Consider the following 19,227-nt stretch of genomic DNA (forward strand, 5'->3'; position numbering starts at 1 on the left):
GGGAGAGGGATGCGCCTGGCACCCTAACCCTTCGGCGTCGCCGGCGTCTCCGGCGTGAGAAAGCGGTGCGCGAGCGTGTGATAGAACGACGGCGAGAACGCCTTCGAGACTTGCGTGGCGAGCAACGCAACGGCCATCAGCGGGATGACCATCTGGTGGCCGTCGATCATTTCCATGACGATCACGAACGACGTGATCGGCGATTGCGTCACTGCCGCCAGATATCCCACCATGCACAGCGCGGCCATTGCGGGTAACGGCACCACGGCCGTGACGTGCGACATCACGTTGCCGAGCCCGGCGCCGATCGCGAGCGACGGGGCAAAGATGCCGCCCGGAATGCCCGACAGATACGACACCGACAACGCGCCGAATTTCAGCAGCGCATAGAGCGGCGAGAGCGCTTCGTGCGATTCGAGCAGCCCGCGTGCCTCGGCGTAACCGCTGCCGAAGGTGGTGCCGCCAGAGACGATGCCGATCACGGCAATCACGACCCCGCACAGGAAGGCAAAGCGCACCGGATGCGCGCGCCGCATACCCACGAGCGACGCAGGCATCCAGCGTGGCACGTTAAGCATCAGCCAGCAGAACACGCCGCCTGCCACCCCGGTCAGCAGACTCGCACCGATCAGCACGGGGATCAGCGTCCATTGAAATTCGCTGATCGCCTTGATTTGGCCAAAATAGAGATAGTTGCCCTGCAAGCCGAGTGCGACGACGCCGGAGAAGATGATCGCGGTGATCAACGTGCCGCTGTTGCGCGCCACGAAACTGCGGCTCAATTCCTCGATGGCGAAGACCACCCCGGCGAGCGGCGTGTTGAACGCTGCCGCGAGCCCGGCCGCCGCGCCTGCCAGCGTCAACTGCCGTTCAATGTGAGCGCTGCTGCGACGGTAGCCGCGTCGCATCGCATACATGAGCGATGCGCCGATCTGCACCGTCGGGCCTTCACGTCCGATCGTGAAGCCGCACAGGATGCCGAGAAACGAGATTGCGATCTTGCCGAACATGATGCGCAGCGTCAGCAGCGAGCGGGAGAGGCGGCCGTCCTGAAGCGTGGCGATGACCTGCGGAATGCCGCTGCCTTCCGAGCCTTTGAAGAATTTTTGCGTCAGCCAGATGGCGAGCGCAGCGCCCAAGGGCGTCACGATCAGCGGCAGCCAGAAGCCGTGCGCCAGCATGCGCTGAAACAATTCGAAGCCGAAATCGACCAGCTTCGCATAGGCCACCGACACCAGACCGACGAGCACCGCGCCCAGCCAGAACACGCCGTAGTTGTGCCACAGACGGCGCGAACGATGGGCGCCGGTGCGTGCGATTCTCACAGGGAGCGAGGCCGCAGGGGGCACGCTGGGTGGCGCGCTGGGGGGCGGTGAAGACGCCTCGGAAGCGGGGGGAGTGTCTGACACGGGGCGGGGGCGAATGTTGAAAGACGTCGGCCGATTATACGCTTCGGATTTCGGGACGCCGGCCCGCTACGTCCCGGAAATTACCGAATGTGCAGCGCGTCATGAGTTCATTTAAGATATTCGGATTCGCCGAAGAACGATCATGAACGAACTCACTTTTTGTCCCCGCTGTGCCTCCCCGCTCGACTCACGTGATGTTGCCGGGCGCATTCGCCGGGCATGTCCCGATACGGCTTGCGCTTTCGTCCACTGGGATAACCCGCTGCCGGTCGTGGCCGGTCTCGTCGAGTATCGCGGACAGATTCTGCTGGCCCGCAATGCCGCGTGGACGGAGGGCATGTTCGCGCTGATCACCGGGTTTCTCGAGCGCGACGAAACGCCCGAAGACGGTATCCGTCGCGAGATCAAGGAAGAGACCAATCTCGAAACCGATGCGATCTCGCTGCTCGGCGTCTACGAATTCATGCGCAGGAACGAGCTGATCATCGCCTATCACGCGGTGTGCGATGGCGACATTCTTCTCTCGGAAGAGCTCGCGGAATTCCGTCTGGTCGCACCGGAGCAAGTGCGTCCATGGCCCGCAGGCACGGGGCACGCGGTGGCGGAATGGTTGCGGCGGCGTAATCTGCCGGTCGAATACGTGGAGTCGGCGCGGTTGTCGATTGCCGGCTGAGATCGTGCGCCACGATGCGCGCGCGACGACTACGGTAGAATCGACGTTTCCGGGCAACGCCCGGCAGAAAATACGAATGAGACCGACAAGAGGGACATGAGCATGGAATTCCAGAAAGAAGTCGACGCACGCGGCCTGAATTGCCCGCTGCCGATTCTGCGCGCCAAGAAGGCACTCGCCGACATGCAGAGCGGCGAAGTCCTGCGCATCGTGGCAACGGATCCGGGTTCGGCGCGCGACTTCGCTGCTTTCGCAAAACAGACCGGCAACGAGTTGCTCGAATCGCGTGAAGAAGAAAAGACCTTCTACTTCCTGATGCGCCGCCGTTAAGCGGCAACCGCCGCGCCATCAAGCTATCTCAGGCGCAGCAGACACAAAAAAGCCGACGGACATGCCGTCGGCTTTTTCATGGGTGCTGATCCTGCCGGTGACCTTGCTGATAACACCTCACCGGTCAAGATCCTGCACGCGCATCACTTGAGGTCGCCGTGCGTATCGCGCAGATACTCGCGGAAAGCGTCCTTCAGTTCCGGGTGGCGCAGCGCAAATTCCACCGTCGCCTTCAGGTAACCCAGCTTGCTGCCGCAATCGAAACGCGTGCCCTTGTAGCGATAGGCCAGTACGACTTCGTCGTGCAGCAACTTCTGGATGGCGTCGGTCAGCTGGATTTCGCCGCCGGCGCCCGGATCGATTTCACGGATGCAATCGAAGATGCGCGGACGCAGCACGTAGCGGCCCACCACACCGAGGTTCGACGGCGCGACTTCCGGTGCCGGCTTCTCGACGATGTTGGTCAGCTTGACGATGTCCGTCTCGCCCCATTCCTTGCCTTCGACAATGCCGTATGAGCGGCTTTGCTCGATGGGGATCTCTTCAACGCCGATGATCGAGTTGTGATACTGGTTGTACAGATCGACCATCTGCTTGAGCACGGGCGGCTCGCCGTCGAGCAAGTCGTCGGCGAGGATGACCGCGAACGGCTCGTCGCCCACGAGCTTTTCTGCACACAGCACGGCGTGTCCCAGACCCAGTGCTTTGGGCTGGCGCACGAAGAAGCAATCGACGTTCGCGGGCTTGATCGAGCGTACGGCGTCGAGCAGTGCAAGCTTCTGCTTCGTTTCGAGTTCGTATTCGAGTTCGAACGCGGTGTCGAAGTGATCTTCGATCGCGCGCTTGTTACGACCCGTGACGAAAATCATCTCGGTGATGCCGGCCGCTGCCGCTTCTTCGACCGCGTACTGAATCAGTGGCTTGTCGACGACCGGCAACATTTCCTTCGGGCTCGCCTTGGTCGCCGGGAGGAATCGGGTGCCGAGGCCCGCAACGGGGAAAACGGCTTTGGTGACAACTGTTTTCATTGGTATCTCCCTCTTGGATAGCGCAGATCTCAGGCGGGCAGGCGGGCGAGCTGGGCCTGCAATTTGCCGAGAACCGCTTCAAAGTCGACCAATCGTTGCTTCTCAAGTTCCACCACGTTAGCCGGGGCGCGTGCCACGAAGCTCTCATTGGACAGCTTGCCGTGGCACTTCACGATCTCGCCTTCAAGGCGTTTGACTTCCTTGCCGAGGCGTTCGCGTTCCGCGGCGACATCGATTTCCACCTTCAGTGCCAGCTTGTTGGCACCCACGATGGCCAGCGGCGCGCCAGCGGCTTGGGCGTCAAGCGAGGCCTCGTCGGCCAGCACCTGCACTTCGGAAAGCTTGGCCAGCGTTTGCAGATACGGGGCAATCGACTTGAGGAAGTCGATGTCGCCCGCGACCAGCAGCGGCACGCGCAGTGCCGGCGACAGATTCATCTCGCCGCGCAGGTTACGGCACGCGTCGACAGCGGCCTTCAACTGCTGCATCCACGCTTCGTCGCTCTCGTCGATCTTGCTGGCATCGGCTACCGGATACGGTTGCACCATGATGCTGGCTTCGCCCGGTGCCTTGTCGGCGGGGTAGCGCCCGGCAAGCGGTGCCACCTTCTGCCACAGCGCTTCGGTGATGAACGGAATCACCGGATGCGCCAGACGCAGCACGGTCTCAAGCACGCGCAGCAGGGTACGGCGCGTGGCGCGTTGCTGCGCCGGTGTGCCGTTCTGAATCTGCCACTTGGCCAGTTCGACGTACCAGTCGCAATACTCGTCCCACACGAACTTGTAGATCGTGGTGGCGATGTTGTCGAAACGATAGTCGGCAAAGCCCTTCGCGACGTCGGCCTCCACGCGCTGCAACAGCGACACGATCCAGCGATCGGCGCGCGAGAAATCGAGTTGACCTTCCGGGCCGCAGTCGCCCACGCACGGGGCCATGCCGCAGTCCTGACCTTCGCAATTCATCAGCACGAAACGCGTGGCGTTCCAGAGCTTGTTGCAGAAGTTGCGATAGCCTTCGCAGCGGGCCAGATCGAAGTTGATGTTGCGGCCCAGCGTGGCCATCGACGCGAACGTGAAGCGCAGCGCGTCGGTGCCGAACGGCGCGATGCCTTCCGGGAATTCCTTGCGCGTCTTCTTCTCGATGGTCGCGGCCTGCTTCGGGTTCATCAGCCCCGTGGTGCGCTTGGCCAGCAAGGCGTCGAGGGTCACGCCGTCGACGATGTCGATCGGATCGAGCGTGTTGCCCTTCGACTTGGACATCTTCTGGCCTTCGGCATCGCGCACGAGCCCGTGCACATACACGGTCTTGAACGGCACCTTGCCGGTGAAGTGCGTGGTCATCATGACCATGCGCGCCACCCAGAAGAAGATGATGTCGAAGCCGGTCACGAGCACCGACGACGGCAGGAAGTGCTTGAGTTCCGGCGTTTCCTGCGGCCAGCCCAGCGACGAGAATGGCACCAGCGCCGACGAGAACCACGTGTCGAGCACGTCTTCGTCGCGCTTGAGTGCGCCGGTGTAGCCGGCGGCGCTCGCCTTCGCGATGGCTTCTTCTTCCGAACGCGCGACGTAGACGTTGCCCGCATCGTCGTACCACGCCGGAATCTGGTGGCCCCACCAGAGCTGACGCGAGATACACCAGTCCTGAATGTTTTCGAGCCACTGGTTGTACGTGGTCGTCCAGTTCTCGGGCACGAACTTGATTTCACCGCTGCGCACGACGTCGAGCGCGGTTTCGGTGATCGACTTGCCCGGATGGAACGTGCCTTCCGGCGCCGGCTTGCTCATCGCGACGAACCACTGGTCGGTAAGCATCGGCTCGATGACCGTGCCCGTGCGGTCGCTGCGCGGCACCATCAGCTTGTGCGCCTTGACGGATTCGAGCAGGCCTTGGGCATCCAGATCGGCAACGATCTGCTTGCGCGCGTCGAAACGATCGAGGCCACGGTACTTTTCCGGGCCGTTCTCGTTGATCTTCGCGTCGAGCGTGAGAATGCTGATTTGCGGCAGGTTGTGACGCTGACCGACTGCGTAGTCGTTAAAGTCGTGCGCCGGCGTGACTTTCACCACGCCTGTGCCGAATTCGAGATCGACGTAGTCGTCGGCGATGATCGGGATTTCGCGGTCCGAGAGCGGCAGCTTGGCCATCTGGCCGATCAGGTGCTTGTAGCGCTCGTCTTCCGGGTGAACCATCAGCGCGACGTCGCCCAGCATCGTTTCCGGGCGCGTGGTCGCGACCGTGAGCGAGCCCGAACCGTCAGCCAGCGGGTAGCGGATGTGCCACAGCGAGCCTTCTTCTTCCTCGCTCACCACTTCCAGATCGGACACGGCCGTGAGCAGGGTCGATTCCCAGTTCACGAGACGCTTGCCACGATAGATCAGCCCCTGCTCGTGCAGCGTGACGAAGACGTCGCGCACGGCCTGGGACATTTTGTCGTCCATCGTGAAGTATTCGCGGCTCCAGTCGATCGAGGCGCCCAGGCGGCGAACCTGGCCGGTGATCGTGTTGCCCGACTTTTCTTTCCATTCCCACACGCGCTCGACGAACTTCTCGCGGCCGAGGTCGTGGCGCGAGACTTTCTGGGCGTCGAGCTGGCGCTCGACGACGATCTGCGTGGCAATGCCCGCATGGTCGGTGCCCGGTACCCAGAGGGTATTGGCGCCTTTCATGCGGTGATATCGCGTCAGACCATCCATGATCGTCTGGTTGAACGCGTGCCCCATGTGCAGCGTGCCGGTAACGTTCGGCGGCGGCAACTGGATGCTGAAATCTTCGCGGGCGTCGTCGAACGTCGGCCGGGCATAGCCCCGGCGTTCCCATTCGGGGCCCCAGTGGGCTTCGACGTCCTGCGGCTCGAAGCTCTTGGCAAGCGTATTGTCGCTGTCGCTCATGGATTGGATGACCGTGTAATGCGTGAAACCTTGAATTATAAAAGATTCGGGGCGTTTTCCGCGCCGCAGCAGGATTTATAATCGGGCTTCACTCGAAAAACATTCCCGACATGCCCGATTTGCTAGCTAATCTGAACCCGGAACAACTGGCCGCCGTGACCCTGCCCGACGAGCCTGCCCTGATTCTCGCGGGTGCGGGTTCCGGCAAAACGCGCGTGCTGACCACCCGTATCGCGTGGTTGATCCAGCAAGGTCACGTGGGCCCCGCCGGCATTCTGGCGGTGACTTTCACGAACAAAGCCGCCAAGGAAATGCAGGCGCGCCTCGGCGCCATGCTCCCGATCAGCCCCCGCGCCATGTGGATCGGCACCTTCCACGGGCTGTGCAACCGGATGCTGCGCGCGCATTTTCGCGACGCCGGGCTGCCGCAGAGCTTCCAGATCCTCGATCAGGCCGACCAGCTCTCCGCCATCAAGCGGATGATGAAGGCCGCCAATGTCGACGACGAGAAGTTTCCGCCCAAGAATCTCCAGTATTTCATCAATAACGCCAAAGAGCAGGGTCTGCGCCCGCACGAGGTCGAGGCCAACGACGCCTTCAATCAGAAGTTTGTCGAGCTGTACGCGTCGTATCAGGAGCAATGCCAGCGCGAGGGCGTGGTCGATTTCGCCGAACTGCTGCTGCGCTGTTTCGAGCTGCTCAAGCACAACGAACCGCTACGCGTGCATTACCAGACGCGCTTCCGCCACATTCTCGTCGACGAGTTTCAGGATACGAACAAGCTGCAATACGCGTGGCTCAAGATGCTCGCGGGCGGCAACAGCGCGGTGTTCGCTGTGGGCGACGATGACCAGAGCATCTACGCGTTTCGTGGCGCTAACGTCGGCAATATGGCCGACTTCGAGCGCGAATTCCGCGTTCGGCACATGATCAAGCTGGAGCAGAACTACCGCTCGCACGGCAATATTCTCGACGCCGCCAACGCGCTGATTTCGAACAACGCCCGCCGTCTGGGCAAGAATCTGCGCACCGATGCGGGGCATGGCGAGCCGATTCGTGTTTATGAGGCCGCGACCGATCTTCAGGAAGCGAGCTGGCTGGTCGAGGAAATCAAGGCGCTCGTGGCGCAAGGGCTGTCGCGGCAGGACGTCGCCATTCTCTATCGCAGCAACGCCCAGTCGCGGGTGATGGAGCACGCGCTCGTGGGCGCGGGCATTGCGTATCGCGTGTATGGCGGCCTGCGCTTCTTCGAGCGTCAGGAAGTGAAGCACGCGCTGGCCTATCTGCGCCTCATCGAGAATCCGAACGACGACACGGCCTTCGCGCGCGTGGTCAACTTCCCGACGCGCGGTATCGGCGCGCGCTCGCTCGAACAACTGGCCGACGCGGCGCGTTTGTACAACTGCTCGATGTACGCCGCCGTGCCCTATATGACGGGCAAGGCAGGCACCAATCTGACGGCGTTCGTGCGCCTGATCGAACAGATGCGCCGTGAGACGGAGCGCCTGACGTTGCCGGAGGTGGTGACGCATGTGGTCGATGCGAGCGGGCTGATCACGCACTACCAGTCGGAAAAGGAAGGTCAGGACCGCATCGAGAACTTGCAGGAACTGGTACACGCGGCCACGGCGTTCATCGCGGAAGAAGGCTATGGGCTGGACGCCCCGGCCCGCCTGATCGCCATGCGCCCCGCGTTGCCGGGCGCGCCCGATGTGCTGGCGTCGCCCGATGGTGTGGTCGATGCCGATACGCCGGTGGAGATGACGCCGCTGGCGGGCTTCCTGTCGCACGCCTCGCTCGAGGCCGGTGACAATCAGGCCGAAGCCGGGCAGGACGCCGTGCAACTGATGACCGTACATGCCGCCAAGGGGCTGGAGTTCACGGCCGTCTTCGTCACGGGGCTGGAAGAAGGGCTGTTCCCGCACGAAAACAGCGCGCAGGAGCTCGATGGGCTCGAAGAAGAGCGTCGTCTGATGTACGTGGCAATCACGCGAGCCAAGGAGCGCCTGTATCTGTCTTTCACGCAAAGCCGCATGCTGCATGGCCAGACGCGCTACAACGTGCGCTCGCGCTTCTTCGAAGAAATTCCCGAGGAAGTGCTGAAGTTTCTGACGCCGCGTGCCCAGCCGGGCGCGCGTGCGGCGCAAACCGAACCGGCGTGGGGGCGTGACTGGTTCTCGCGTCCGCAGGTGAGTGCGCCGCGTCAGGAAGAATGGGCAGCCACGAAGTCGGAGCAGGCGCTGGCGGACCGTTCCCGCTCGGCCGGGACCGGCTTCAAGGTCGGGCAGGGCGTATTCCACACCAAGTTCGGCGAAGGCAAGATCATCGGGCTGGAAGGCGCGGGCGATGAAGCGCGTGCGCATGTGAAGTTCGGCCGTCACGGTGAGAAGTGGCTGGCACTGGCCGTGGCGAAGCTTCAGCCGATCGAATGATCGTTTGCCGGTAATCGCACAGATGAACAAAGGGCCCTCGAGGGTGCCCTTTGTTTTGTACTGACTTGCGTCGGCGGCTTACGCCTCCGGTGGTGCCACGTTCGGATCGATTGCGCCGATCTCCTGCACGCCGAAGCAGCCGCGGTAGCTCGCATAGAACGAGCAATACAGCACCGCGGTGAACAGGATCGAGTAGGGCATCAGCACGATCATCGCGTACTTGCCTGCGCCGATCACCGTCATGACCAGCGCGATGATTACCGGCAGCACCGTGGCGACGAGCGCCGTGCAGATCCCGTAGACGACAAACGCGCGGATGTTGCGCACGCACGCGGTCCAACTGAAGAACAGGGCCTTGACGGGGGAGACGTCATGCCAAGCCACGAGCACCGGCGCGAACCAGAACGCCATCGCGACCGGCACATAAGCGACGGCTGCCGCCAGCATGGCCTGTGGCATCGAGCCACCCACGAGCGAATCTTCGTCGATGCGAGTGCCGAACAGCATCTTGCCCAGCAGATCGCCGTCGTCGAAGAGCGCGGAGAACAGAAACACCACGATCATCGCGGCGATGTAGTAGCCGCCCAGCGCGAGCAGCCGGCGCGCGACGTCCTTGCCGTGGCCGCGGAATCCGTCGAGCAGCACAGGCGGCAGGACAGGCTTGTTTTTGATGATGTCGCGACACGCCGCCATAAAACCGACCGACAGGCCGGGAATGAACAGTAGCGGCAAAAACGCGCCCACGACCGGCAGGATCGAGAGCAGCATCACGCCGAACAGATAGGCGAAGAGCAGCGTCAGAATGGCGAGCGGGTTCTTGCGGAATAGCCAGATACCCTGGCGCAGCCACACGTAACCACTCTTCGGCGGGACTTCAAGCAATTGCATAGGGTTCGATTTGCTCCGATTGGGCGTCGGGTCACAGCCAGGGAATGGAAACGGCTTCGATGCGTTCGCGCAGGATTCGTTCGAAATGCCCCGGATCATGCGGTTTCAGCATCTCGGCCGCGCGCGGCAGATGAAAATCATACAGGCGCGAGAGCCAGAAGCGCAGCGCACCCGCTCTGAGCATGTCGCGCCAGTGCGACGCCTCGATGTCCGTGAGCGGACGCACGGTCTCATACGCACGCAGCATCGCGTGCACGCGGGCGTCGTCGAGAACGCCCGTCGTCAGATCGCAGCACCAGTCGTTGACGGTCACGGCAAGATCGAACAACCACTTGTCGCAGCCGGCAAAGTAAAAGTCGAAGAAGCCGCCCAGACGCGGTTCGCCCGCTTCGTCCTTGTCGAACAACACATTGTCGCGGAACAGGTCGCAATGGCACGGTCCTGACTGCATGCCGCGATAGTCGTCGCTGGCGAAAAACGCTTCCTGATGCGCCATCTCGCCTTCCAGCAGCGCGAGTTCTGCGGCGCTCAGATATGGCTTGACGGCCGGAGCCGCTTCGCGCCACCAGGGCAAGCTGCGCAGATTGGCCTGCTCCAGCGTGTAGTCGCGACCCGCCAGGTGCATGCGCGCGAGCATGGCGCCAACGTGGGCGCAGTGCGCAGGCGTGGGCGCCAGTTCCGAACGGCCCGCCAACTTGGTCACGATGGTGGCAGGCTTGCCATTCAACTCACCGAGAATCTCACCCGTACGATCCGGAATCGGGTCGGGCACCGGCACGCTGTGGTGGGCCAGATGCCCCATCAATTGCAGATAGAACGGCAATTGCGTGGCGGTGAGCTTCTCGAACAACGTGAGGACGAACTCGCCACGCTCGGTCGTCAGGAAGTAATTGGTGTTCTCGATACCGGAACTGATGCCCCGAAAGTCGAGAACTTTCCCCAAATCGTAGCGTTGCAGCCACTGATCGAGCTGCTCGGGCGAGACGGAAGTGAAAACGGCCATGCGTGCGTCGGGTGGATAAGACTCAAACAAACGGCCCGCGCACGTGCAACGGGCCGCTTGGCGAAAGCTGCGGCGCGGGCGGAAAACATTGGCGCCCGCGTGGCAGCGGTGAGTGGGGCAGGATAACAGAGGTCTCGGCAGAGACCCCTGCGGCAGGTATCAGAACTTCAGGCCAACCGAGGGCAGACGATCGGTTTGCGACGTGTTGTCGCGGATCTTCGGCGCATTGTCCTGCGGCGTGGTGAGTTGGTAATTGGTGCCGAAGCGCGAATGCACGTCAATTTCGGTGGGCTTGCCGCGATCGCGGTACTCGGTCACGGTGGTGCCCTTGTCGTCGACGTAAAAGCTCGGCTTGCGTTCCTGATTGACGTCGACCGTCGACGTGCTGGTGGCCGCAGCGCGCGCGTCAGCTTCGCGTTTGGCGGCTTGCGCGGAAGTCTCGTTGGTGTCCTGCGCGAAAACCTGACCGGCGAACAGCAGACTGGCGCCAAGGGCCAGGGGGAGGGCGCGTGACAAGAGCGTTTTCATCATTATTCTCCGAGGGCGGGAACGCATCCGTGCCGGGGCAGCTGTGCGGCGTGCCGACGCAATGGGTTCCAATATGTGCATTCTATCAAACGTGCCTTACTTCGCATCGTGAAATATGGCGCCAAGCGCCGTGGTTGCTTGCGTTCAGGCAGTTTCAGCGTGTTTCTTCACAATTGATAACAACAGCGCGCGTGCCACGCTGCGAAACCGAAGTGCATTCCGGCGATTTACTTATTACCTGGGCTTATAAGGGAATCACGAATCGTTCGTTTTCGAGGGCGAAGGGTTCTGGCATGCTGCGAAGCTGTCTCAATGGGTGGCCCGGTGCCACCCATCTGCATTTTCGGAGTTTGCAAGCCATGTCGTCTTCCGCCGCCTCGGCCGCCGTCAAAACGGCGCCCCCTTCGCCGTCGTCCCCTGCGTCGTATAACGCACGTCCGCTGGCCATTGCGCTGGTACTGATTGCCATCGGCATCGCCTATCTGCAAGCCACGGTTGGGCCGAAGCAAGCCGCCCTCGCCGGTGTTGGCGCGCTGCTTGGCGTTGCGCTTTATCACGCTGCATTCGGCTTCACGTCGGCGTGGCGCGTGTTCATCGCGGACCGTCGCGGCGCCGGGTTGCGCGCGCAGATGGTGATGCTCGCCGTCGGCGTCGTGCTCTTCTTTCCGGCGCTGGCCGACGGGACGTTGTTCGGCAACAAGGTTGTGGGGCTGGTCTCGCCGGTAGGCGTATCGGTGGCGTTCGGGGCGTTTATCTTCGGCGTGGGCATGCAGCTCGGTGGCGGGTGTGCATCGGGCACGCTCTATACCGTAGGCGGTGGCAGCACACGAATGATCGTCACGCTCGCAGCGTTCATCGTCGGCTCGGTGGTGGCAACGGCGCACCTGCCGTGGTGGGAATCGCTGCCGCACATCAAGCCGGTGTCGCTGGTGAAGGTGTGGGGCCTGTGGCCGGCACTGATCGCCAATCTCGCCTTGTTCGCCGCTATCGGCGCGTTCACGTTGTGGGCCGAGAAGCGCCGTCATGGCCGTGTGGTCGGTGTGCCGATGACGCAAAGCGCCAAGGGCCGTCCCGCCCTGTTGCGCGGTCCGTGGCCGCTGCTGTGGGGTGCGCTGGCCCTCGTGCTGCTCAATTTCGCAACGCTCGCGCTGGCTGGCCGTCCGTGGGGTGTTACGTCGGCATTCGCCCTGTGGGGTGCCAAGGCCTTCATGGCGATGGGTGTGGACGTGGCGTCGTGGCCGTACTGGGCTAAACAGACGGCTGTGCTGAACGCAACGGTCGCGCAGGACGTCACCACGGTGATGGACATCGGTATCATCCTCGGCGCACTGGCCGCCGCCTCGATTGCCGGCAAGTTCGCGCCGATCTGGAAGATTCCCGTGCGCTCGCTGCTCGCGGCGGTCGTGGGTGGCTTGCTGCTCGGCTACGGCGCGCGTCTGGCGTACGGCTGCAATATCGGCGCGTACTTCAGCGGCATCATCTCGGGCAGTCTGCACGGCTGGCTGTGGCTGGTGGCGGCGTTCTTCGGCAATGTGTTCGGCACGCGCCTGCGTCCCTTCTTCGGGCTGGAAGTCGAGACCACGCCGCGCGAGACCGGCTGCTGAGCTAGCCGTCTGAGCGGCTTGGCAGAATGAGAAACGGCGCCTTGCGGCGCCGTTTTCTTTTGAAGCATCGAAGCTTCCGGGAAAGCGTTACAGATAGAACATCTTCTCGCTCGTCTCGGTCTCTGGCTCGATGTGTCCGTCGTAGAAGTCGAACACGGCCTTGAGAATCTCGTCAGGATCGTCGATGACCTGTACCAGATCGAGATCCTTCTCGCCGATCAGGCCCATCGGCAGCATCGTCGAGCGCACCCAGTCGAGCAGCCCTTTCCAGAACTCCGTGCCGACCAGAATCACCGGCACATGGCGCGATTTCTGCGTCTGGATGAGCGTCAGCACTTCGGACAACTCGTCAAGCGTGCCGAAGCCGCCCGGCATGATGATGAACGCATCGGAGTTCTTCACGAACGTGACTTTTCGCGTGAAGAAGTGCCGAAAACGCAGCGAGATGTCCTGGTACTGATTGCCCTTCTGTTCGTGCGGCAGCTCGATGTTCAGGCCCACCGTCGGCGAGGCACCGCCGTGCGCGCCCTTGTTGGCCGCTTCCATGATGCCGGGGCCGCCGCCGGAGATCACCGCAAAGCCGCTGTCGGAGAACTTGCGGGCGATGGTCATCGTCAGTTTGTAGAACGGCGACTTGGGTTTGATGCGCGCGCTGCCGTAGATGCTCACGGCCGGCCGGATCTCGGACAGGTACTCGGTCGCCTCAATGAACTCTGCCATAATCGTGAACATCTGCCACGACGCGCGCGCCTTCTTGGCTGTGGCGCGCTCATGGTCTGCCAGCATGCGCAGACTCGGTATCACTTTTCTTCTCTTGGTCATATGTCGGAACAGCAAAGTCTGGAAGGTAAGACGCTCTTATTGGTCGATGGTTCGAGTTATCTTTATCGAGCCTATCACGCCCTGCCGGATTTGCGCGGCCCCAATGGCGAGCCCACGGGCGCGCTCCACGGCATCGTCAACATGCTGCGTCGCATGCGTAAAGATGTACATGCAGAGTATAGCGCCTGCATTTTCGACGCCAAGGGCAAGACGTTTCGCGACGACTGGTACCCCGAGTACAAGGCGAACCGTCCGTCGATGCCCGACGACCTGCGCGTTCAGATCGAACCGATTCACGAAGCGGTGCGTGCCATGGGCTGGCCGCTGCTCATGATCGACGGCGTGGAAGCCGACGACGTGATCGGCACGCTGGCCAAGCGCGCGTCCGAACTCGGCATGCGCGTGGTGGTGTCTACCGGCGACAAGGATCTCGCGCAGTTGGTGAATGATCGCGTCACGCTCGTGAACACGATGACGAACGAGACGCTCGACGCTTCGGCGGTCGAAGCCAAGTTCGGCGTGCCGCCCGCGCGCATCGTCGACTACCTGACGCTGGTCGGCGATACCGTCGATAACGTGCCGGGAGTCGACAAGTGCGGCCCGAAAACGGCCGTGAAGTGGCTCACGCAATACGGCGACCTCGACAATCTCGTGGCGAACGCGGCAGAAGTGAAGGGCGCTGTCGGCGAGAATCTGCGCCGCGCGCTCGACTGGCTGCCGATGGGCCGCAAGCTCGTGACCGTCGCGCTCGATTGCGATCTCACGCCGCAAGTGACTTCCATCGAAGCCAGCTTGCAAACCCAGCCGGAAGACACGGCAACGCTGCGTGATTTCTTCGCACGCCATGGCTTCAAGACGCTGCTGCGCGAAGCCGAGGCGGCCGTCGCCGTGAAGGCCGGTGAGGATGCGCCTGCACCTCAAGCCGATACGCTTGAGCGCCACTACGAAGCGGTGCTCACGTGGGAACAGTTCGACGCGTGGATGAAGATCATCGAAGCCGCCGAGCTCACTGCGTTCGATACGGAAACCACGTCGCTCGACGCCATGCAGGCACAGTTGGTGGGCTTGTCGTTCTCGACCGAACCGGGCCGTGCCGCGTATATTCCCGTCGCTCACCGCGCACCGGGCGAAGTCGAACAACTGCCGCGCGACGAAGTGCTCGCGCGCCTCAAGGGCTGGCTCGAAGACCCTGCCCACAAGAAGGTCGGGCAGAACCTCAAGTACGACGCCCATGTGCTCGAGAACTACGACATCCATCTGAACGGTATTGCCCACGACACGTTGCTCGAATCGTACGTGCTGGAATCGCACCGCAGCCACGATATGGATAGCCTCGCGTCGCGCCATCTGGGCGTGACGACGATCAAGTACGAAGACGTGTGCGGTAAGGGCGCGAAGCAGATCGGTTTCGACGAAGTCAGCGTGGAGCAGGCGACGCAGTACGCCGCCGAAGATGCCGACATCACCCTGCGGTTGCACCGCGCCCTGTTCCCGGATCTGGCGCGCGAATCGACGCTTGAATTCGTCTACGCCGATATCGAAATGCCGACCGCACGCGTGCTGCAACGCATCGAGCGCAACGGCGTGCTGGTGGATACGGCGAAGCTCGCGGCGCAGAGTGACGAAATTGGCCGCCGACTGGTGACGCTTGAAGCCGAGGCCTACGCGCTGGCCGGCCAGACGTTCAATCTGAATTCGCCCAAGCAGATCGCCGATATTTTCTTCACGCAACTGCAACTGCCTGTCGTCAAGAAGACCGCCAGCGGTGCCCCGTCGACCGACGAAGAGGTCTTGCAGAAGCTCGCCGAGGACTATCCGCTGCCGAAGGTGCTGCTGGAGAACCGGGGCCTCGCCAAGCTCAAGTCGACCTACACCGACAAGCTGCCGAAGATGGTGAACCCGAACACGGGGCGCGTGCACACGAACTACGCGCAGGCGGTAGCCATCACCGGGCGGCTCGCATCGAACGATCCGAATTTGCAGAACATTCCGGTGCGCACGGCTGAAGGGCGCCGTATTCGCGAGGCGTTCATTGCGCCGCCGGGCAGTCAACTGGTGTCGGCAGACTATTCGCAGATCGAGTTGCGCATCATGGCGCATATCTCGGGCGACGAGAGCTTGCTGCGTGCGTTCGCCAATGGCGAGGACATCCACCGTGCCACGGCGGCCGAAATCTTCGCGGTGACGCCGCTCGAAGTGTCGTCGGAGCAGCGCCGCTACGCCAAGGTCATCAATTTCGGTCTGATCTACGGCATGAGCGCGTTCGGTCTGGCGGCCAATCTCGGCATCGAGCGCGATGCGGCCAAGCAATACATCGACCGCTACTTCATGCGCTATCCGGGCGTGGCGCGCTACATGGACGAGACGCGCAAGAGCGCCAAGGCGCGCGGTTTTGTCGAAACGGTATTCGGTCGCCGCTTGTGGCTGCCCGACATCAACGGCGGCAACGGGCCGCGCCGTCAGGCGGCTGAGCGCGCGGCCATTAACGCGCCGATGCAAGGCACGGCGGCCGACCTGATCAAGCTGTCGATGATTGCGGTGCAGCGCTGGCTCGACGACAGCGGTTTGCAAACGCGTCAGATCATGCAGGTGCACGATGAACTGGTGCTCGAAGTGCCGGATCACGAGCTGGCAGAAGTCAAAAAGCGCTTGCCGGAGCTGATGTGCGGCGTGGCGAAGCTGCGCGTGCCGCTGGTGGCCGAGGTGGGCGTGGGTGAGAACTGGGAACAGGCTCACTGATTTTTTGAGCCAGTTTTAAGCGGTTTTTGAATCGGTTTTACATGGCTTTTGAAGGCGTTTGCATGGGCTCAACATGAGCCCAGCAATGGGGCCGGTAGGGGTTTGCAACGGTTGCGCAATAGCGGAAATAGGGATTGAGCCATACCCTATGACCGCACTCTGCGGTAAGGTGATCGCTATTGCCGGGCGGACAAGTGCCGACCGGCCGGACGGTTTTCCAAGCACGGGGGAGTTATCGTGAGTGTGCATCGTATTGTGGTGGTCGGCGGTGGTGCCGGCGGTCTGGAGCTTGTTACCCGGTTGGGCGACAAGTACGGGCGTGGCAAGGACGTTCAGATTACGTTGGTCGATCGTTCGATGTCGCACATCTGGAAACCCCTGCTGCATGAAGTCGCAGCCGGCGTGATGGACACGGCGACGCATCAGCTCTCGTACGTTGCGCAAGCCAACTGGCATCACTTCGAATTCGCTGCCGGCGAGATGATCGGTCTCGATCGCGCGGCGAAAACGATCCGGCTCGCCGCGCTTCCTGCCGCGGCTGACGAAGGCGAGGGCGATCTGCTGCCCGAGCGTACGCTGCCCTACGACACGCTGGTGCTCGCCATCGGCAGCACGACCAACTTCTTTGGCGTGAAGGGCGCGCAGGAAAACACCATCGCACTCGATACCGTCGAACAGGCGGAGCGCTTCCGTCGCCGCTTGATGGCGGCCTGCGTGCGCGCCCAGAATGCGGCGCAGACGCCGGTGGTACCTGTGGCTGCCGAGGCTGCGGCCGTGACACCGCCCGCCGAGGTGAGTTCGCCCGGGGCGGCTACGGGCGCGTTGTTGAATACGCCCAGCACTGCGAGAAATGCCATCAGTGCCGAGGATCGCCGCAAGGTCAATCTGGTGATCGTGGGCGCGGGGGCGACGGGCGTGGAGCTTTCGGCGGAACTGCGCAACACCGCTGAAGTGTTGCGCTCTTACGGCCTGAAGCTCGATCCCCGCAAGGACGTGCGCATCACGATCATCGAATCGAGTCCGCGCATTCTCAAGGCGTTGCCGGAGCGCGTGTCGAGCGCAGTGGCCGGTCTGCTCGGCAAGCTCGATGTCGACATTCTGTGTGGCGATTCGGTGGCGGAAGTGCGCCCGAACGAAGTGACGACCACGGCAGGCAAAGTGCTGCCTGCGGATATCACCGTGTGGTCGGCGGGCATCACGGCACCCGCCGTGCTTGGCACGCTGGGACTCGCGGTCAATCGCCTGAATCAGATCGAAGTACAGCCGACGCTGCAAAGCGTGACCGATCCGGATATCTTCGCGTTCGGCGACTGCGCCAGTTGTGCGTGGCCCGACCACGGCTTCGTGCCGCCGCGTGCACAAGCCGCTCACCAGCAGGCGAGCTTTCTGGTCAAGGCGATCGACGCGCGATTGAAGGGGCAGAGCCTGCCGACGTTCACCTACCGTGACTTCGGCTCGCTCGTCTCGTTGGGCAAGTTCAGCGCGGTCGGCAACCTGATGGGCGGGCTCATCGGCGGCAGCATGTTCATCGAGGGCCTGTTCGCGCGGGTGATGTACACGTCGCTCTATCGCATGCACGTGGCGGCGCTGCACGGCGTGTGGCGCATGATGCTCGACACCGTGGCCAATCGCCTGCGCCGCTCGACGGTGCCGCGCGTGAAACTGCACTAACGTTGCCCATTGAGGCAGATGCGGCAGATGCGGCCTCGTGTGGCCGCATCATCGCTGCTGCCTCGCCAGATATCTGTTCAAAATTCGGACACTTCCGAGTGCTGGCGAGGTTCTCTCCGAGTGCAAGTTCTGCACACTTTCTAGTAATATCCGAACGTACTGTCGCGCCTGGAATCAATGGCGCGTAGCGACTGTTCGAGGTCGTTCCGGGCTGTTCAGTCGGTTATCTTCGGTTCCCCTCGTTTTCCTCCGTTTTCATTACCCACTGCTCTTCTCCTGGAGTGCGACATGTCGCAAGCAGATCTGGATAGTCTCGTGCCCGAAGTGGCGCCCCGTAACCGGCGCGATTTTCTGAAGACGGCCGTCGGGTCGGCGTTCGCACTGGCAGTGCTGCCGGTGGCGGCCGAAACCATCACCACCGACACACAGGGGCTCGACGCGGGTGAGGTCATGCTCGACGTGCCCGGCATCAAGATGCCGGTGTACTACGCCAAGCCGGCGGGCAAGACCCATCTGCCGACGATCATCGTGGTCTCGGAGATTTTCGGCGTGCACCAGCACATCGCCGACATCTGCCGCCGCTTTGCCAAGCTGGGCTACCTCGCGCTGGCCCCGGAATTGTTTGCGCGCGCCGGTGATCCGCAATCGCTGGGCACCATCGCTGAGATCCAGTCGCAAATCGTCTCCAAGACGCCCGATCAGCAAGTGTTGACCGACATCGACGCCACGGTGAAGTGGGCCATGGCCAACGGCGGCGACGAGAAGCGTCTGGGGATCACGGGCTTCTGCTGGGGTGGCCGCATTACCTGGCTGTACGACGCCTACAACCCGAACGTGAAGGCTGCCGTTGCGTGGTACGGGCGTATCGTGGGCGATCCGAGCGCCAGCTTCCCGCGCAACCCGATCGACATTGCCGGCCAGCTTCATGCGCCGCTGCTCGGTATGTACGGCGGCAAGGACACCGGCATTCCAGTGGCCAGCGTCGAGCAGGCGCGCGCGGCCCTTGCCAAGGGCAACGCGGCGTCGAAGGCCTCGGAACTGGTGGTGTTCCCGAACTCGGGCCACGCGTTCTTCGCCGACTACCGTGCCAGCTATGTGGAGGCCGACGCCAAGGCGGGCTGGGCGAAGGCGCTCGAATGGTTCCGCAAGCATGGCGTAGCCTGATCGGCCTTGCACGCCGGGGCCATCCCAAGCCACATCAAGCCACAT

General features: G+C 62.6%; 14 protein-coding genes. 7 read left to right on the plus strand and 7 right to left on the minus strand.

Annotation, left to right across the window (positions count from 1 at the left end; translation table 11 throughout):
* Positions 1-23: 23 nt before the first annotated feature.
* A complete protein-coding gene (locus CDV44_RS04570; protein WP_087686859.1) occupies positions 24-1,325 on the minus strand; it encodes a chloride channel protein in 1,302 nt (433 codons plus the stop codon).
* A gap of 226 nt (positions 1,326-1,551) precedes the next feature.
* Between CDV44_RS04570 and CDV44_RS04575 the strand changes: the two genes are divergently transcribed.
* A complete protein-coding gene (locus CDV44_RS04575) occupies positions 1,552-2,082 on the plus strand; it encodes an NUDIX domain-containing protein (RefSeq protein WP_087686860.1) in 531 nt (176 codons plus the stop codon).
* Positions 2,083-2,184: 102 nt separating this feature from the next.
* Complete coding sequence (locus CDV44_RS04580; protein WP_058380179.1) at positions 2,185-2,412, plus strand: sulfurtransferase TusA family protein; 228 nt, start codon at positions 2,185-2,187, stop codon at positions 2,410-2,412.
* A gap of 143 nt (positions 2,413-2,555) precedes the next feature.
* Here the strand turns inward: CDV44_RS04580 and galU are convergent, their stop codons facing one another.
* A complete protein-coding gene (gene galU / locus CDV44_RS04585; RefSeq protein ID WP_058377955.1) occupies positions 2,556-3,440 on the minus strand; it encodes a UTP--glucose-1-phosphate uridylyltransferase GalU in 885 nt (294 codons plus the stop codon).
* Positions 3,441-3,469: 29 nt separating this feature from the next.
* Positions 3,470-6,331 carry a valine--tRNA ligase gene (locus CDV44_RS04590; RefSeq protein WP_087686861.1) on the minus strand — a complete coding sequence of 954 codons (2,862 nt, stop codon included), beginning with the start codon at positions 6,329-6,331 and terminating at the stop codon, positions 3,470-3,472.
* 110 nt (positions 6,332-6,441) lie between these two features.
* Here CDV44_RS04590 and CDV44_RS04595 point away from each other — a divergent pair, with 110 nt between their 5' ends.
* Positions 6,442-8,763, plus strand: coding sequence for a UvrD-helicase domain-containing protein (locus CDV44_RS04595; RefSeq protein WP_087686862.1), 2,322 nt, complete (start codon positions 6,442-6,444; stop codon positions 8,761-8,763).
* A 78-nt stretch (positions 8,764-8,841) separates the two neighbouring features.
* On the opposite strand, the gene CDV44_RS04600 is transcribed toward CDV44_RS04595, so the two are convergent.
* The 3 genes from CDV44_RS04600 to CDV44_RS04610 form a co-directional block, all read right to left on the minus strand.
* Positions 8,842-9,651 carry a BPSS1780 family membrane protein gene (locus CDV44_RS04600; RefSeq protein ID WP_058377958.1) on the minus strand — a complete coding sequence of 270 codons (810 nt, stop codon included), beginning with the start codon at positions 9,649-9,651 and terminating at the stop codon, positions 8,842-8,844.
* Between the two features lie 31 nt (positions 9,652-9,682).
* On the minus strand, positions 9,683-10,654 hold the full coding sequence (locus CDV44_RS04605) for a homoserine kinase (protein ID WP_087686863.1): 972 nt from the start codon (positions 10,652-10,654) through the stop codon (positions 9,683-9,685).
* 159 nt (positions 10,655-10,813) lie between these two features.
* Positions 10,814-11,182: a hypothetical protein gene (locus tag CDV44_RS04610; RefSeq protein ID WP_087686864.1), complete on the minus strand. Its 369-nt coding sequence runs from the start codon at positions 11,180-11,182 to the stop codon at positions 10,814-10,816.
* A 359-nt stretch (positions 11,183-11,541) separates the two neighbouring features.
* Between CDV44_RS04610 and CDV44_RS04615 the strand changes: the two genes are divergently transcribed.
* On the plus strand, positions 11,542-12,786 hold the full coding sequence (locus CDV44_RS04615; RefSeq protein WP_087686865.1) for a YeeE/YedE family protein: 1,245 nt from the start codon (positions 11,542-11,544) through the stop codon (positions 12,784-12,786).
* An 87-nt stretch (positions 12,787-12,873) separates the two neighbouring features.
* On the opposite strand, the gene CDV44_RS04620 is transcribed toward CDV44_RS04615, so the two are convergent.
* Entirely contained in the window at positions 12,874-13,608 is a 735-nt protein-coding gene (locus CDV44_RS04620) for a TIGR00730 family Rossman fold protein (RefSeq protein ID WP_058377961.1), read from the minus strand.
* Between CDV44_RS04620 and polA the strand changes: the two genes are divergently transcribed.
* From polA to CDV44_RS04635, 3 genes are all read left to right on the plus strand, one after another.
* A complete protein-coding gene (polA, locus tag CDV44_RS04625; RefSeq protein ID WP_087686866.1) occupies positions 13,609-16,347 on the plus strand; it encodes a DNA polymerase I in 2,739 nt (912 codons plus the stop codon).
* A 243-nt stretch (positions 16,348-16,590) separates the two neighbouring features.
* Entirely contained in the window at positions 16,591-18,018 is a 1,428-nt protein-coding gene (locus CDV44_RS04630) for an NAD(P)/FAD-dependent oxidoreductase (RefSeq protein WP_087687233.1), read from the plus strand.
* 288 nt (positions 18,019-18,306) lie between these two features.
* Complete coding sequence (locus CDV44_RS04635) at positions 18,307-19,182, plus strand: dienelactone hydrolase family protein (protein ID WP_087686867.1); 876 nt, start codon at positions 18,307-18,309, stop codon at positions 19,180-19,182.
* The last annotated feature ends 45 nt before the right edge of the window (positions 19,183-19,227 follow it).

Source organism: Pandoraea sp. PE-S2R-1, from assembly GCF_002179865.1.
Taxonomy (GTDB): Bacteria; Pseudomonadota; Gammaproteobacteria; order Burkholderiales; family Burkholderiaceae; genus Pandoraea.

What these genes read in the sequence shown, in the direction of transcription:
- CDV44_RS04575 (WP_087686860.1), top strand. Translation starts at nt 1,552, where the DNA reads ATGAACGAACTCACTTTTTGTCCCCGCTGTGCCTCCCCGCTCGACTCA.
- CDV44_RS04580 (WP_058380179.1), top strand. Translation starts at nt 2,185, where the DNA reads ATGGAATTCCAGAAAGAAGTCGACGCACGCGGCCTGAATTGCCCGCTG.
- galU (WP_058377955.1), bottom strand. Translation starts at nt 3,440, where the DNA reads ATGAAAACAGTTGTCACCAAAGCCGTTTTCCCCGTTGCGGGCCTCGGC.
- CDV44_RS04590 (WP_087686861.1), bottom strand. Translation starts at nt 6,331, where the DNA reads ATGAGCGACAGCGACAATACGCTTGCCAAGAGCTTCGAGCCGCAGGAC.
- CDV44_RS04595 (WP_087686862.1), top strand. Translation starts at nt 6,442, where the DNA reads ATGCCCGATTTGCTAGCTAATCTGAACCCGGAACAACTGGCCGCCGTG.
- CDV44_RS04600 (WP_058377958.1), bottom strand. Translation starts at nt 9,651, where the DNA reads ATGCAATTGCTTGAAGTCCCGCCGAAGAGTGGTTACGTGTGGCTGCGC.
- CDV44_RS04605 (WP_087686863.1), bottom strand. Translation starts at nt 10,654, where the DNA reads ATGGCCGTTTTCACTTCCGTCTCGCCCGAGCAGCTCGATCAGTGGCTG.
- CDV44_RS04610 (WP_087686864.1), bottom strand. Translation starts at nt 11,182, where the DNA reads ATGAAAACGCTCTTGTCACGCGCCCTCCCCCTGGCCCTTGGCGCCAGT.
- CDV44_RS04615 (WP_087686865.1), top strand. Translation starts at nt 11,542, where the DNA reads ATGTCGTCTTCCGCCGCCTCGGCCGCCGTCAAAACGGCGCCCCCTTCG.
- CDV44_RS04620 (WP_058377961.1), bottom strand. Translation starts at nt 13,608, where the DNA reads ATGACCAAGAGAAGAAAAGTGATACCGAGTCTGCGCATGCTGGCAGAC.
- polA (WP_087686866.1), top strand. Translation starts at nt 13,609, where the DNA reads ATGTCGGAACAGCAAAGTCTGGAAGGTAAGACGCTCTTATTGGTCGAT.
- CDV44_RS04635 (WP_087686867.1), top strand. Translation starts at nt 18,307, where the DNA reads ATGTCGCAAGCAGATCTGGATAGTCTCGTGCCCGAAGTGGCGCCCCGT.